The organism is Pseudomonas sp. 5.2, assembly GCF_059025405.1.
Genome location: NZ_JBYBHH010000030.1, coordinates 27,131 through 41,336, shown reverse-complemented (window position 1 = coordinate 41,336; position 14,206 = coordinate 27,131). Strand labels below are relative to the sequence as shown.

At 64.1% G+C, this 14,206-nt stretch carries 12 protein-coding genes; 5 read left to right on the top strand and 7 right to left on the bottom strand.

Annotated features, from left to right (window positions below):
- Positions 1 to 24: 24 nt before the first annotated feature.
- Positions 25 to 1,590, bottom strand: a complete 1,566-nt coding sequence (locus AC5PZ0_RS27680) for a glycoside hydrolase family 17 protein (protein WP_493856159.1) — start codon at positions 1,588 to 1,590, stop codon at positions 25 to 27.
- Positions 1,591 to 1,786: 196 nt separating this feature from the next.
- Between AC5PZ0_RS27680 and AC5PZ0_RS27675 the strand changes: the two genes are divergently transcribed.
- The 3 genes from AC5PZ0_RS27675 to AC5PZ0_RS27665 all read left to right on the top strand — a co-directional run bounded on the left by AC5PZ0_RS27675 (position 1,787) and on the right by AC5PZ0_RS27665 (position 5,066).
- A complete protein-coding gene (locus AC5PZ0_RS27675) occupies positions 1,787 to 2,647 on the top strand; it encodes a glycine betaine ABC transporter substrate-binding protein (protein ID WP_099428543.1) in 861 nt (286 codons plus the stop codon).
- 446 nt (positions 2,648 to 3,093) lie between these two features.
- On the top strand, positions 3,094 to 3,405 hold the full coding sequence (locus AC5PZ0_RS27670; protein WP_027595925.1) for a DUF485 domain-containing protein: 312 nt from the start codon (positions 3,094 to 3,096) through the stop codon (positions 3,403 to 3,405).
- Positions 3,402 to 5,066: a cation acetate symporter gene (locus AC5PZ0_RS27665; RefSeq protein WP_027595926.1), complete on the top strand. Its 1,665-nt coding sequence runs from the start codon at positions 3,402 to 3,404 to the stop codon at positions 5,064 to 5,066. Before AC5PZ0_RS27670 ends, AC5PZ0_RS27665 begins: the two co-directional genes overlap by 4 nt.
- Positions 5,067 to 5,133: 67 nt before the next feature.
- On the opposite strand, the gene AC5PZ0_RS27660 is transcribed toward AC5PZ0_RS27665, so the two are convergent.
- Positions 5,134 to 5,286 carry a DUF3309 family protein gene (locus tag AC5PZ0_RS27660; protein ID WP_003252624.1) on the bottom strand — a complete coding sequence of 51 codons (153 nt, stop codon included), beginning with the start codon at positions 5,284 to 5,286 and terminating at the stop codon, positions 5,134 to 5,136.
- A 206-nt stretch (positions 5,287 to 5,492) separates the two neighbouring features.
- Here AC5PZ0_RS27660 and AC5PZ0_RS27655 point away from each other — a divergent pair, with 206 nt between their 5' ends.
- Both AC5PZ0_RS27655 and csrA read left to right on the top strand, forming a co-directional pair.
- Positions 5,493 to 6,302: an SDR family oxidoreductase gene (locus AC5PZ0_RS27655; protein WP_493856158.1), complete on the top strand. Its 810-nt coding sequence runs from the start codon at positions 5,493 to 5,495 to the stop codon at positions 6,300 to 6,302.
- Positions 6,303 to 6,422: 120 nt separating this feature from the next.
- A complete protein-coding gene (gene csrA / locus AC5PZ0_RS27650; RefSeq protein ID WP_027595928.1) occupies positions 6,423 to 6,611 on the top strand; it encodes a carbon storage regulator CsrA in 189 nt (62 codons plus the stop codon).
- A 5-nt stretch (positions 6,612 to 6,616) separates the two neighbouring features.
- Here csrA and AC5PZ0_RS27645 read toward each other — a convergent pair whose 3' ends face one another.
- The 5 genes from AC5PZ0_RS27645 to mnmC form a co-directional block, all read right to left on the bottom strand.
- Complete coding sequence (locus AC5PZ0_RS27645) at positions 6,617 to 6,844, bottom strand: YheU family protein (RefSeq protein ID WP_027595929.1); 228 nt, start codon at positions 6,842 to 6,844, stop codon at positions 6,617 to 6,619.
- 182 nt (positions 6,845 to 7,026) lie between these two features.
- The gene (locus AC5PZ0_RS27640) at positions 7,027 to 8,211 is read right to left on the bottom strand and encodes an osmoprotectant NAGGN system M42 family peptidase (protein ID WP_085272792.1); all 1,185 of its coding nucleotides are present in this window, start codon (positions 8,209 to 8,211) and stop codon (positions 7,027 to 7,029) included.
- Between the two features lie 117 nt (positions 8,212 to 8,328).
- Complete coding sequence (gene ngg, locus AC5PZ0_RS27635; protein WP_493856157.1) at positions 8,329 to 10,074, bottom strand: N-acetylglutaminylglutamine synthetase; 1,746 nt, start codon at positions 10,072 to 10,074, stop codon at positions 8,329 to 8,331.
- 3 nt (positions 10,075 to 10,077) lie between these two features.
- Positions 10,078 to 11,865, bottom strand: coding sequence for an N-acetylglutaminylglutamine amidotransferase (locus AC5PZ0_RS27630; protein WP_099453212.1), 1,788 nt, complete (start codon positions 11,863 to 11,865; stop codon positions 10,078 to 10,080).
- Between the two features lie 367 nt (positions 11,866 to 12,232).
- Positions 12,233 to 14,200: a bifunctional tRNA (5-methylaminomethyl-2-thiouridine)(34)-methyltransferase MnmC2/FAD-dependent 5-carboxymethylaminomethyl-2-thiouridine(34) oxidoreductase MnmC1 gene (gene mnmC / locus AC5PZ0_RS27625; protein WP_493856156.1), complete on the bottom strand. Its 1,968-nt coding sequence runs from the start codon at positions 14,198 to 14,200 to the stop codon at positions 12,233 to 12,235.
- Positions 14,201 to 14,206 lie beyond the last annotated feature (6 nt).

Below are 14,206 nucleotides of genomic sequence, written 5' to 3'. Positions count from 1 at the left end.
CGATGGGCCGCACAGCGGACCCTATCAACCTGCACGCAGCCTTAGGCTCCGCCACAACGCCACGGCCATCAAAACGCTCACCACCGCCCACCCCCAGGCCTGCTGATTCTCCAGCCCTTCCAGAAACAACTGTGGCGCCACCCCCGCCCCCACGATAAACGCCAGCAATGCCACCTCGGCCCGCCGCGCCAGCACTGGCCGCACCAGGTAAACCACTGCCGGCAACGCCAGTGCAGCTGTAGGGAAACTGCGGTAACGCGGGTCGAATACCAGCGCCAGCATGCTCACCGCCGCCGCAAAGCCCGCTGCAAGCAACAGCCAGCCAGCACGGGCCTCAAGCCAGGCAAAAGCGCGCTCACGCCAGCCTCCGCGGCGGGCCAAGGCCAGGGCGGCGTGGGCCAGCACCAGCAGGTTGAGCGCCGCCAGCAGCCCGGCCCACAGCCACTCCCCAGCAAAGCGTGCGTGGCTGCGCATCAGCTCGCCCCACAGCCCCAGGCAACCCGCGCCAAACGCGGCCAGCAACGGCAACAGCAGGGCCGCCATGGGGGTGGCGGGCTGCCCAGCCACCCACAGCATGACCAGCATCAACACCGCGCTGGCCAGCAGCCACTGTGGCCAGTAGTGCAGGTTGCTGACGGGCCCTTCGAGCACGCCTTTGTCCTGCCGGTCGGCATCGTAAAGCCCCCAGTAGCCGCCCACGGCGCCTTCGCTGGCGCGCTTCCACGGCTGGTCGAAGGCCTCGATCAGGTTGTACCGCCAGCCATTGCTTTCGGCCATCGCCACAAAGCCACGGATAAAGCGCGCCTCGTTGGCCCGGCTGGGCACGGCAGTTTCCCGTTGGCGGCCTTCGCTGGGCCAGCCGGTCTCGCCGATCAGGATGTCCTTGGGCGCAAAGCGCGTCCCGAACTCACGGCGCACATCGGCGACATGGGCCAAGGCATCGTCGATGCCGCGTGGGTCATCCTCCCAGTAAGGCAGCAAGTGGATAGTCAAAAAGTCCACCTCAGGGGCCACCTGGGGGTGTTGCAGCCAGAATTCCCAGACGTCGGCATAGGTCACCGGTACCTTGACCTGGCGCTTGACCTTGGCGATCAGCTCAGCAAGGCGCGTGCCGGTGACTTCCTTGCGCAGCAGCGCCTCGTTGCCGACGATCACCGCGCTGACGACATCGGGGTTGGCGTTGGCGGCGGCGATCAGCAGGTCCACTTCCTTCTCGGTGTCCACCGGGTTGGCGTTGACCCAGGCACCGAGCATCACCTTCAGGCCATGTTTGCGTGCCAGCTGCGGTATCGCCTCAAGGCCGGTCATCGAATAGGTGCGGATGCACTGAAAACGCTCCGCCAGCAAGGCCAGGTCGGCATCCATGCGCGCCGGGCGCAGGCGAAACGGCTGGTCGAACGGCGACTGGTCCTTGTCGAAGGGGGTGTAAGAAGCACACTGCAGTTTGTGCGTGGGGCTGGCCGCATCGGGCAGGTGCACCGGCTTGCCGAGCCCGTACCAGAGCGTTGCCAGCCCGATCAGGGCAAGCAGGCAGGCTAGCAGGTACAACGGCAGGTGCAGGCGGGTGGGGCTGGGCATCGGGCGGTCCATCGTCAGGCGCAAAAGGGTAGATAGTAGCCCGGCGCCAATCCTTTGGCATGCAAGGATCGCGCAGACTGGCGTGAGCCCATGGCGCTAATGGCACAGTGCTGTCGCCTATGGTTGGTTACATGTCGTACAGGGAGCAGGTCACAAGTTGTTGCAGGAAGATGATGCAATCTCCGAGACCTGACGAGGGGATGCTTTGATGGCAACTTTGAACAAGATGCGACGTTTCCTGGGTGTGGGCACCGCCCTGGTAATGGCCATGAGCGCTGCACAGGCAATGGCCAAAGAAGTAAGCATTGGTTACGTGGATGGTTGGGCCGACAGCGTGGCGACCACCAACGTGGCCGCCGAAGTGATCAAGCAGAAGCTCGGCTACGACGTGAAGTTGCAGGCCGTGGCCACGGGCATCATGTGGCAGGGCGTGGCGACCGGCAAGCTCGATGCGATGTTGTCGGCCTGGTTACCCGTGACCCACGGTGAGTACTGGACCAAGAACAAAGACAACGTGGTCGACTACGGTGCCAACTTCAAGGATGCCAAGATCGGCCTGATCGTCCCTGAATACGTGAAGGCGGTAAGCATCGCCGACCTCAAGACCGACAGCAGCTTCAAGCAGAAGATCGTCGGCATCGACGCCGGCTCCGGCGTAATGCTCAAGACCGACCAGGCCATCAAAGACTACGACCTGACAGGTTACAAGCTGCAGGCCAGTTCCGGCGCTGCGATGACCGCCGAACTGGGCCGTGCCTATGCCAAGCAGCAGTCGATTGCCGTGACCGGTTGGGTGCCGCACTGGATGTTCGCCAAGTGGAAGCTCAAGTTCCTCGAAGACCCGAAAGGCGTGTATGGCGCTGCCGAAACCGTCAACAGCATCGGCAGCAAGGAACTGGCGACCAAGGCGCCGGAAGTGGCGGAGTTCCTCAAGAAGTTCAGCTGGCAGTCCAAGGACGAGATCGGCGAAGTGATGCTGGCGATCCAGGAAGGCGCCAAGCCTGAAGCGGCGGCCAAGGACTGGGTGGCCAAACACCCGGACCGGGTCAAAGAGTGGACCGGTAAGTAACCGCTGATACTGGGCGTTTGCCGTTATTTGTTCATTGCCGGTGAGATCGAGCGCCGCCCGCGCGGCGCATCGCGAGCAACGCTCGCTCCTACGTTTGTTTTTGGCCAATAACGCCTGTGACAGGCGCGCGCGACCGCCTTGTTTGTTCGACGCGATATCGCGCCGTGCGCCAAGGCGGTCGCGCACATTTACCCCAGGCATACTTGGCCCGAAACAAACGTAGGAGCGAGCGTTGCTCGCGATGCGCCGCGCGGGCGGCGCTCGATTGACGCCCCTCTGCAAAGTTCAAGGCAAGCACCTTATAGCCCTGACCCAATCAGTGATTTCTTACCAATTCTGTAAAACACTGTTGCATCTAAGACTAAGGTCGTCTGGTTGGCGTCCAACGGCAGCATAAAGTGAGGGTGTGGGTTTCATCCCCTATCTGTGCTGCTAGGACAAAAACAATGAACGACAGCATTTACCTCTCGATACAAAACAGCCCGCGCTTCAAGGAGCTGGTTACAAAACGCGAACGGTTCGCCTGGATTCTCTCGGCGATCATGCTCGGTCTCTACTGCGCCTTCATCCTCCTGATCGCCTACGGTCCTCATGTACTGGGCGCCAAGCTCAGCCCAGAGTCGTCGATTACCTGGGGCATCCCCCTGGGCGTCGGCCTGATCGTTTCGGCATTTGTCCTGACCGCCATCTACGTGCGCCGTGCCAACGGTGAGTTCGATGAGCTGAACAAGGCCATCCTGAAGGAGGCGCAACAATGATTCGCCACGCCAAAGCCCTGGCCGTTCTGGCCTGCGGCGTTTTCGCACCCGCCGTGTGGGCCGCCGATGCCCTGACCGGCGAGGTGCAGAAACAGCCGCTGAACGTGTCGGCGATCGCCATGTTCGTGGCCTTCGTCGCCTTCACCCTCGGGATTACCTACTGGGCCTCCAAACGCAACAAATCGGCGGCGGACTACTACGCAGCCGGCGGCAAGATCACGGGCTTCCAGAACGGCCTGGCAATTGCCGGTGACTACATGTCGGCGGCCTCGTTCCTGGGGATTTCTGCCCTGGTGTTCACCTCGGGTTACGACGGCCTGATCTACTCCATCGGCTTTTTGGTCGGCTGGCCGATCATCCTCTTCCTGATCGCCGAACGCCTGCGCAACCTGGGCAAGTACACCTTCGCCGACGTGGCCTCGTACCGCCTCGGGCAGAAAGAAATCCGTACCCTGTCGGCCTCCGGTTCGCTGGTGGTGGTGGCGTTCTACCTGATCGCGCAGATGGTCGGCGCCGGTAAGTTGATCGAGCTGCTGTTTGGCCTCGACTACCACGTGGCGGTGATCCTGGTCGGTATCCTGATGTGCCTGTACGTACTGTTCGGCGGCATGTTGGCCACCACCTGGGTACAGATCATCAAAGCCGTGCTGCTGCTGTCCGGTGCCAGCTTCATGGCACTGATGGTGATGAAACACGTCAACTTCGACTTCAACACCCTGTTCTCCGAAGCCATCAAGGTGCACGCCAAAGGCGAGGCGATCATGAGCCCTGGCGGCCTGGTCAAGGACCCGATCTCGGCGTTCTCCCTGGGCCTGGCGCTGATGTTCGGTACCGCTGGCCTGCCGCATATCCTGATGCGCTTCTTCACCGTCAGTGACGCCAAGGAAGCGCGCAAGAGCGTGCTCTACGCCACCGGCTTCATCGGCTACTTCTACATCCTCACCTTCATCATCGGCTTTGGCGCGATCCTGCTGGTCAGCACCAACCCGGACTTCAAGGACGCCGCAGGCGCCTTGCTGGGCGGTAACAACATGGCCGCGGTGCACCTGGCCAATGCCGTGGGTGGCAGCGTGTTCCTGGGCTTCATCTCGGCGGTGGCCTTCGCCACCATCCTGGCGGTGGTTGCTGGCCTGACCCTGGCCGGTGCCTCGGCGGTGTCCCACGACCTGTACGCCAGCGTATGGCGCAAGGGCAAGGCCAACGACAAGGACGAGATCCGCGTGTCGAAGATCACCACCATCGCCCTCGGCGTGCTGGCGATCGGCCTGGGCATCCTGTTCGAGAAGCAGAACATCGCCTTCATGGTGGGCCTGGCGTTCTCGATTGCTGCCAGCTGCAACTTCCCGGTACTGCTGCTTTCGATGTACTGGAAGAAACTGACCACCCGCGGCGCCATGATCGGCGGCTGGCTGGGCCTGGTGAGTGCAGTGGGCCTGATGATCCTTGGCCCAACCATCTGGGTACAGATCCTCGGCCACGAGAAGGCGATCTACCCGTACGAGTACCCGGCGCTGTTCTCGATGCTGATTGCCTTCGTCGGTATCTGGTTCTTCTCGGTCACCGACAAGTCCAAGGCGGCTGAGAACGAACGTGCACTGTTCTTCCCGCAGTTTGTACGTTCGCAAACCGGCCTGGGCGCTTCCGGTGCGGTTTCGCACTGACCGCTGAGGCCAAAAAAAACCGCGATACGGGTGATGCCCGTATCGCGGTTTTTTTATGCTTGGCCGGCTAGATCATGCCTAGCAGCAACAGCACCAGCAGAATCACCAACACCACGCCGATAATGCCGGAAGGGCCATAGCCCCAGCTGCGCGAGTGTGGGAAGACGGGTAAGCCACCAATCAGCAGCAGGATCAGGATGATGATGAGGATCGTGGTCATGGCGGAGTCCTTGCGTGGTTAGGGGTCAAGGGCCTCGGACTGCTGGCCTCTTGTTAAATCGGACCGGTGCGCTTGGCTAAAGATTCCATTTGTTCGGTACTGACCGCTTGGTCATGCCCTTTCATTCACTACCCTGATGAACCCTCCCTCTCGGCAATGCCTTGATTAGACTCGCCTGACAACCCATCAGCACAAGGCCTGCCACCATGCAAAACCGCATCATGATCACCGGCGCCGGGTCCGGCCTCGGCCGCGAGATCGCCCTGCGCTGGGCACGCGAGGGCTGGCGCCTGGCGTTGGCCGATGTCAACGAGGCCGGCCTGCGCGAAACGCTGGAACTGGCCCGGCAAGCCGGTGGCGACGGGTTTATCCAGCGCTGTGATGTGCGCGACTACAGCCAGCTCACGGCGCTGGCCCAGGCCTGCGAAGAGCGCTTTGGCGGCATCGATGTAATCGTCAACAACGCCGGTGTCGCCTCGGGCGGCTTTTTCGCCGAGTTGTCGCTTGAGGACTGGGACTGGCAAATCGCGGTCAACCTCATGGGCGTGGTCAAGGGCTGCAAGGCCTTCCTCCCGCTGCTGGAGCGCAGCCAAGGGCGGATCATCAACATCGCCTCGATGGCCGCGCTGATGCAGGGCCCGGGCATGAGCAACTACAACGTCGCCAAGGCCGGTGTGCTGGCCCTGTCGGAAAGCCTGCTGGTGGAATTGCGCCAAGTGCAGGTGGCGGTGCACGTGGTGTGCCCGTCGTTCTTCCAGACCAACCTGCTGGATTCGTTCCGTGGCCCGAACCCGGCCATGAAGGCCCAGGTCGGCAAGCTGCTGGAGGGCTCGCCGATCAGCGCGGTCGATATCGCCGAGTACATCCACCGGCGAGTGGCTGCCGGCGAGTTTCTGATCTTGCCCCACGAGGCCGGGCGCCAGGCGTGGCAGCTCAAGCGCGAGGCACCTGAGCGGCTGTATGACGAGATGGCCGACATGGCGGTGAAAATGCGTGCCAAGGCGCCTGCGCGATGATCTGTCTGTAGGGGAAATTACCCATGGATGTAGGTTGCTTCTGAATTGCCCTGGAACTATTGAGTAGCCTTAAGTACCCGAGGCAGTCTCCGGTTTTCCCTTACGCTGGAGGATCGGATCATGCTGGTAATAGGGCGCGAAGTAGGCGAAGTCATCACCATTGGCGATGACATCCGCATCATGGTGGTCGAGACGCGGGACGGGATGGTGCGTTTTGGGGTGAGTGCGCCCCGCGAGGTGCCGGTGCACCGCGCCGAGGTGTACAAGCGCATCAAGGAGGGGGAGGTGCGCAAGGGGCGTGGCGCTTGAGGGCGTCAGTCGAGCAGCTCGCGTGGCACATCATGTTTGGCCAGGAGCTGGCATTGCTGGCTTTCCGGGTCGAACAGGATGAACGCCTGGCCCTTGGCCAATGCCTGGCGCACCCGCAATACGCGGGTTTCGAGGGGGGTGTCGTCGCCGTTGTCGGTACCGTCGCGGGTGACGAAGTCCTCGATCAGCAGGGTCAGGGTGTCGGCTTGCAGTTGGTCGTAGGGGATTAGCATGGCGGGCGATTCTGGGGGTTGAGTGTGGGCATGCTACGCGAAACGTTCGCGCATTTGGGGCCGCTGTGCGGCCCATCGCGACGCAAGGCCGCTCCCACAGGTACAGCGCAGTGTCAGAGGTTGCCATTGCCCCTGTGGGAGCGGCCTTGCGTCGCGATGGGCTGCGCAGCAGCCCCAAACTATCAGCCCTTATTCCCAACCAAGCTATCCACCGCCGGCACCCGTGTATCGCTCTCCATCTGTGCATCGTGCTCCAACTGATGGCTGAAGCGCTCGAGCGAGGCATTGGCCGGCTGCGAATCACTGGCAAACACCGGTGGGCTCAACAAATACGCTGACAGCAACCGGCTCAGCGCCGCCAGGCTGTCGATATGCGTGCGCTCGTAACCGTGCGTGGCATCGCAGCCAAACGCCACCAGCGCGGTCCGGATGTCATGCCCCGCCGTCACCGCCGAGTGGGCATCGCTGAAGTAGTAACGGAACAGGTCGCGCCTGACCGGCAAATCGTGGTCGCCGGCCAGCTTCAGCAGGTGACGCGACAGGTGGTAATCGTAAGGCCCCGAAGAGTCCTGCATGGCCACACTCACCGCATGCTCGCTGGAGGCCTGGCCTGGCGCTACCGGGGCAATGTCGATGCCGACGAATTCGCTGACGTCCCAGGGCAGGGCACCTGCCGCGCCGGAGCCGGTTTCTTCGGTGATGGTGAACAGCGGGTGGCAGTCGATCAGCGGCTGTCGGCCACTTTCCACCACTGCCTTGAGCGCCGCCAGCAATGCGGCTACGCCCGCTTTGTCGTCCAGGTGGCGGCCGCTGATGTGGCCGCTTTCAGTGAACTCTGGCAACGGGTCGAAGGCGACGAAATCGCCGATCGAGACCCCCAGGGCTTCGCAATCGGCGCGGGTCGCGCAGTAGGCATCCAGGCGCACTTCGACGTGGTCCCAACTGATAGGCATCTGGTCGATGGCGGTGTTGAACGCATGCCCGCTGGCCATCAGCGGCAACACGCTGCCGCGGAACACGCCGGTGTCGGTGAACACACTGACCCGGCTGCCCTCGGCAAAGCGGCTCGACCAGCAGCCCACCGGCGCCAGCGCCAGGCGGCCGTTGTCCTGCAACTGACGCACGCTGGCGCCGATGGTGTCCAGGTGCGCGGAAACAGCGCGGTCGGGTGAGCTTTGCCGGCCTTTGAGGGTGGCGCGGATGGTGCCACGGCGGGTGAGCTCGAAGGGGATGCCCAACTCATCGAGGCGTTCGGCCACGTAGCGCACGATGGTGTCGGTGAAGCCGGTGGGGCTGGGGATGGCGAGCATCTCCAGCAGGACGCGTTTGAGGTAGTCGAGATCGGGTTCGGGGTATTTTTCGGACATGTGTACTCCTCACTGGCCTCTTCGCGGGCAAGCCCGCTCCTACAGGTTTACCGCTGCTTTCAGGTTAAGCGGCCAGCCTGTGGGAGCGGGCTTGCCCGCGAAGAGGCCGTCATGGTTTCACGCTAATCCCCGGCTATGCGGGAACAACAAGTCGATGAACCGCTCAGCCGTCGGCTGCGGTTCATGATTGGCCAGGCCGGCGCGTTCGTTGGCCTCGATGATCACGTACTCCGCCTGCTCGGCATCACGCACCATGAAGTCCAACCCCACCACCGGAATTTCCAGCGTCCGTGCCGCGCGCACCGCCGCATCGGCCAGCACGGGGTGCAGGCGCTCGGTCACGTCCTCAAGGGTGCCGCCGGTGTGCAGGTTGGCAGTACGCCGCACCGCCAGGCGTTGGCCGGCAGGAAGCACGTCGTCATAGCCCAGCCCCGCCGCGCGCAGGGTGCGCTCGGTTTCATCGTCAAGCGGAATGCGGCTTTCACCGCCGGTCGCGGCCTGGCGCCTGCGGCTCTGGGCTTCGATCAGCGCGCGGATGTCGTGCTTGCCATCACCCACTACCTGGGCCGGGTGGCGTATGGCAGCTGCCACCACTTCAAAGCCGATCACCACGATGCGCAGGTCAAGGCCGGCATGGAAGCTCTCCAGCAGCACACGGCTGTCGAACTGCTTGGCGTGGGCCACTGCGTGGGTGAGCTCTTCGAGGGTGGTGAGGTTCACCGCCACCCCTTGGCCTTGTTCGCCATCCACCGGCTTGACCACCACTGCGCCATGCTCGTCGAGAAACGCCAGGTTGTCGTCGGCGTTGCCCGCCAGTTGCTGCGCTGGTACACGCAGCCCGGCGTTGCTCAGTGCTCGCTGGGTCAGGCACTTGTCTTGGCACAGGGTCATGGTCACGGCGCTGGTCAGGTCGCTTAGTGACTCACGGCAGCGAATGCGACGCCCGCCCAGGCTCAAGGTGAACAGCCCGCCTGCGGCGTCTTCGACCTGCACTTCGATACCACGGCGCAGCGCCTCGTCGACAATGATCCGTGCATAAGGGTTAAGCCCTGCTTCAGGGCCGGGGCCGAGGAACAGACGTTCGTTGATGCCGTTCTTGCGCTTAACGGCGAAGGTCGGCAGGTTGCGAAACCCGAGTTTCTCGTACAGGCGCTTGGCCTGGCGGTTGTCATGCAGCACCGACAGGTCCAGGTAGGCCAGGCCGCGGCTCATGAAGTGCTCGATCAGGTGGCGCACCAGCACTTCACCCACGCCAGGGCGGGTGCAGTGCGGGTCTACGGCCAGGCACCACAGGCTGCTGCCGTGCTCGGGGTCATCGAACGCCTTGGCATGGTTAAGGCCCATGACGCTACCGATCACCGCGCCGCTGTCTTCATCCTCGGCCAGCCAGTAAACCGGGCCGCCGAGGTGACGTGGCGTGAGCCGGTCAGGGTCGACCGGCAACATGCCGCGCGCTTGGTAAAGGGTATTGATCGCCTGCCAGTCCCCCAGGTTTTGCGCCCGCCGCACGCGAAAACCGCGAAACACCCGCTGCGCCGGGCGGTAGTCGGTGAACCACAGGCGCAGGGTGTCGGAGGGGTCGAGAAACAACTGCTGCGGCGCCTGCGCCAGTACCTGCTGCGGCGCGGCCACGTACAGGGCAATGTCGCGCTCGCCGGGGCGCTCGTCCAGCAGCTCCTCGGCGAGTGAGACGGGGTCTGGGTAGGTATGGCCGATCAGCAGCCGGCCCCAACCGCAGTGCACGGCACGGGGCTGGTCGTGGGGCTCGCTGCCATCGCCGGCCAGGCGCGCCTGCAAACGCTCGTAGGACGGTGCCTGGCCGCGCAGCAGGCGCTGGCCGTAGGCGATTTCGTGGGCTTTCATCGGTCAGATTCCTTGTTCGCTCAGCCACAGGTTGAGCGCCGCCAGCTGCCACAGCTTGGAGCCTCGCAGCGGCGTCAACTGGCCGTGCGGGTTGCTCAGCAAGCGGTCGAGCATGGCCGGGTTGAACAGCCCTCGGTCTTGGCTGGGGTCGGTCAGCAGTTCGCGCACCCAGCCCAGCGTCGCGCCTTCCAGGTGCTTCAGGCCTGGGACCGGGAAGTAGCCCTTCTTGCGGTCGATCACCTCATGCGGGATGACCCGTCGGGCGGCCTGCTTGAGCACCTGTTTGCCGCCATCGGGCAGCTTGAAGCGTGCTGGGATGCGTGCCGACAGTTCCACCAGGCGGTAATCGAGGAACGGCGTACGCGCTTCCAGCCCCCAGGCCATGGTCATGTTGTCGACCCGCTTGACCGGGTCGTCGACCAGCATCACCGTGCTGTCCAGGCGCAGGGCCTTGTCGACCGGGTCGCTGGCGCCAGGGCGGGCGAAGTGTTCGCGGACAAAGTCGCCGGCGGCATCGCTTTCCAGCAGCCAAGGGGCTTGCACGGTGTCACGGTACTCGGCGTGGCTGCGGTCGAAGAACGCGTCGCGGTAGGCGCCAAAGGCATCCTCGGCGCCATCCACCTGTGGGTACCAGTGGTAGCCAGCGAACAGTTCGTCAGCGCCTTGGCCGCTTTGCACGCCTTTGCAGTGCTTGGCCACTTCCCGGGACAGCAGGTAGAAGGCAATGCAGTCATGGCTGACCATCGGTTCGCTCATGGCGCGGAAGGCGGCCGGCAGCTGGTCGATGATTTCATGTTCGGCGATGCGCAACTGGTGGTGGCGGGTGCCGTAGTGGCGGGCGATCAGGTCGGAGTACTCGAACTCGTTGCCGCGTTCGCCGCCGGCATCTTCGAAGCCGATGGAGAAGGTCGACAGGTCGTCCACACCGGCTTCACGCAGCAGGCCGACCAGCAAGCTGGAATCGACCCCGCCAGACAACAGCACGCCAACGTCCACCGCAGCACGCTGGCGGATCGCCACGGCATCACGGGTGGCGTCGAGCACGCGGGTGGTCCAGCCTTCGAGGTCCAGTTCACGCTCGTCGGGGTGGGCGCCGTACTGCAGCTGCCACCAGGTTTGGCGTTCGATTTCGCCGTGGCGGTCGACGCGCATCCAGGTGCCCGGCTCAAGCTTTTGCACATTGGCCAGCAGCGTGCGCGGCGCGGGTACCACGGCGTGGAAGTTCAGGTAGTGGTTGAGCGCTACCGGGTCGATCATCGGGTCGATGTCGCCGCCCTTGAGCAGGGCAGGCAGGGTCGAGGCAAAGCGCAGGCGCTCGCCGTTGCGCGACAGGTACAGCGGTTTGACGCCAAGGCGGTCGCGGGCCAGGAACAGGCGCTGGTTGTCGCGCTCCCAGATGGCCAGGGCGAACATGCCATTGAGCTTGGGCAGCAAGGCCGCGCCCCAGGCGTGGTAGCCCTTGAGCAGCACTTCGGTGTCGCCATCGGACCAGAACGTGTAGCCCAGGTCTTGCAGCTCCTGGCGCAATTCGGGGAAGTTGTAGATGGCGCCGTTGAAGGCCAGCGACAGGCCGAGGGTGTTGTCGACCATCGGCTGAGCCGAACCGTCGGACAAGTCCATGATTTTCAGCCGGCGGTGGCCGAGGGCGATCGGGCCCTGGCTATGGAAGCCCCAAGCGTCCGGGCCGCGAGGCGCCAGATGGTGGGTGATGCGCTCCACCGCGGCCAGGTCGGCCGGGCGAGGGGCTTGGTCGAGGGGGGTGAAACGTAACTCTCCTGCTAATCCGCACATAAGTCCTTACCGGTTTTTCCGTTGGGGAGGCGGTGCCCAGAATCAGGGCGCCGTAAGGAACTGACCGGTGAGGTTTGCAGGAGTTTTAGAACGATCTGTTATATAGGTCGGGTTGATGGGGGGTTGGTTTGGCATTTGTTGCGCCGGTGAGATCGAGCGCCGCCCTCGCGACGCTTCGCAGCACAAGGCTGCTCCTACAGGTGTATGGCGCGATATCGAGCCGGACAAACAAGGCGGTCGCGCGCCGCCTTCACAGGCGTGACTGGCCCGAAAAAGAGGTAGCAGCAGCCTTGTGCTGCGAAGCGTCGCGCAAGCGGCGCTCGATCTCACCGGCGCAACCTATCCCCAGCCATGCACCCCAGCCCTATCACTTACCCCGAACCAACCTGCGCAAGGCAAACCGGTTCGGATGGCACGCCTCAGCCACTGCCCGTGGCACTGGCAACGGCTCCCCGCACACCCAGGCCGCAATCAATTCGCCCGACAGCGGGGCCGTGATCAACCCCCGCGACCCATGCCCGCTGTTCACATACAGCCCATCGAGCCAAGGGCACTCCACCTCCGGCACCTGGCGCGCGTCCTTGCCCAGTACGGCGAAGGCTCCGGCAAACGCCTGCGGGTCGGCCATGGGCCCGACGATTGGCAGGTAATCCGGGCTGGTGCAGCGAAACGCCGCCCGGCCCTGCAACTGCTCAGGGTCGAGTGCAGCGGTGTCCAGGCGCTGGGCCAGGTCCACAGAAATATCGTCCAGCAGCGCCAGGTTACCCTTGTGCTCGGCAACGGTCGGCGCCAGGTCGTCACTGTGGAAGTCGAAGCTGGCGCCCAGGGTGTGTTCGCCCTCGCGCGGCGGCGCCACATAGCCGTCCGCACACACCACCGTACGCAGGGCGCGGCTGCTGTCGGTGGCCGGCAGGCGGGTGATCTGCCCGCGGATGCGCTTGAGCGGCAGTTGTGCGCAGGGCGCGAAATGCCGCACGTCGGCAGCACCCGCCAACACCACCAGCGGCGCGCTGGCCAGCAAGCGTTCGCCGTCCCAGGCCTGCCACAGGTGATCGACCTTGCGCAGTTCGATCACCTCATGGTGCACCCGAAGCTGGATCCTGGGGTGTTGCAACTGCGCCTGGCACAAGGCCGGCGGGTGTACCCAGCCGCCTTCCGGATAGAACAGGCCACCTGCAGGCAATGCCACCCCGGCGATGGCTTCGGCCTGGTCACGGTCAAGTGCGTGCAGCAGGTCGTGGTCGAACGCCTCGGCCAGTTTGCCCTGGCGTTCGGCCTCCTTGCTGTCGAACGCCAACTGCAGCACACCGCAAGCATCCCAGTCGCGGCCGCGCTGCAAGTGCGCTAGCTGGCGCCGGGTGTAGCCGAAGCCGGCCAGGATCATCTGTGAAAGGGCCGTACCATGGGCAGACAGCTTGAGGTACAGCACCCCTTGTGGGTTGCCGGAGGCTTCCTGAGCAGGCGCCGCATGGCGCTCCAGTACCGTGACCTGCCAGCCACGCCTGGCCAGGCTTGCGGCACTGGCACTGCCCGCCAGCCCGGCGCCGATCACCAGCGCCTCGCGTGGCCCCGCAGCACGGCGCGGGCGGCCATACCAGGGCAGCTGTTTACGCAGGGCGGTCGGCCCGGTGTAGGCACCGCTCATCACCTCCCACTTTTTGCCAATGCCCGGCACCTTCTTCATGGCGAAGCCGGCCTCGACCAGGCTGCGCCGCACCCAGCCGGTGGTGGTGAACGTGCCCAGTACGGTGCCTGGGTGTGACAGCTGCGCCAGTTGCGCGAACAGCTCTGGGGTCCACATGTCGGGGTTCTTGGCCGGGGCGAAGCCGTCGAGGAACCACACGTCGATGCGTGCATCAAGCTGCGGCAACTGCTCGAGCACATCGCCAATCAGCAGGGTCAGGGTCACCCGGCCGTTGGCGAAGGTGAACTGCTGAAACCCTGGGTGCACAGCCACGTACTGCTCAAGCAGTGGCTCGGTATAGGCCGCCAGCTCTGGCCACAGGCGCACTGCCCGGGCCATGTCGTCGTGGCCGAGCGGGTATTTTTCGACACTGACGAAATGCAGACGGGCGTCGGCGTGGGCGTGCTGGTCGAATAACTGCCAGGCGCAGAAAAAATTCATGCCGGTGCCGAAACCGGTTTCGCCGATCACCAGGCAGGTGTGCGGCGTTAGGTCGGCGAAACGCTCGGCCAGGCGGGTCTGGCCGAGGAAGACGTGTTTGGTTTCTTCGATGCCTTCGTTGACGGCGAAGTACACGTCGTCGTACTGCCGCGAATGGGGGCGGCCCTGGTCGTCCCAGTCGATCTGGGCATGTTGGAGGAGGGTGGACATGGTGGG

Bases quoted from the DNA above. Each gene is read 5' to 3' on its own strand.
- AC5PZ0_RS27675 (WP_099428543.1), top strand. From the start codon at position 1,787: ATGGCAACTTTGAACAAGATGCGACGTTTCCTGGGTGTGGGCACCGCC.
- AC5PZ0_RS27645 (WP_027595929.1), bottom strand. From the start codon at position 6,844: ATGCTAATCCCCTACGACCAACTGCAAGCCGACACCCTGACCCTGCTG.
- AC5PZ0_RS27670 (WP_027595925.1), top strand. From the start codon at position 3,094: ATGAACGACAGCATTTACCTCTCGATACAAAACAGCCCGCGCTTCAAG.
- AC5PZ0_RS27665 (WP_027595926.1), top strand. From the start codon at position 3,402: ATGATTCGCCACGCCAAAGCCCTGGCCGTTCTGGCCTGCGGCGTTTTC.
- mnmC (WP_493856156.1), bottom strand. From the start codon at position 14,200: ATGTCCACCCTCCTCCAACATGCCCAGATCGACTGGGACGACCAGGGC.
- AC5PZ0_RS27655 (WP_493856158.1), top strand. From the start codon at position 5,493: ATGCAAAACCGCATCATGATCACCGGCGCCGGGTCCGGCCTCGGCCGC.
- AC5PZ0_RS27660 (WP_003252624.1), bottom strand. From the start codon at position 5,286: ATGACCACGATCCTCATCATCATCCTGATCCTGCTGCTGATTGGTGGC.
- AC5PZ0_RS27680 (WP_493856159.1), bottom strand. From the start codon at position 1,590: ATGGACCGCCCGATGCCCAGCCCCACCCGCCTGCACCTGCCGTTGTAC.
- AC5PZ0_RS27630 (WP_099453212.1), bottom strand. From the start codon at position 11,865: ATGTGCGGATTAGCAGGAGAGTTACGTTTCACCCCCCTCGACCAAGCC.
- AC5PZ0_RS27640 (WP_085272792.1), bottom strand. From the start codon at position 8,211: ATGTCCGAAAAATACCCCGAACCCGATCTCGACTACCTCAAACGCGTC.
- csrA (WP_027595928.1), top strand. From the start codon at position 6,423: ATGCTGGTAATAGGGCGCGAAGTAGGCGAAGTCATCACCATTGGCGAT.
- ngg (WP_493856157.1), bottom strand. From the start codon at position 10,074: ATGAAAGCCCACGAAATCGCCTACGGCCAGCGCCTGCTGCGCGGCCAG.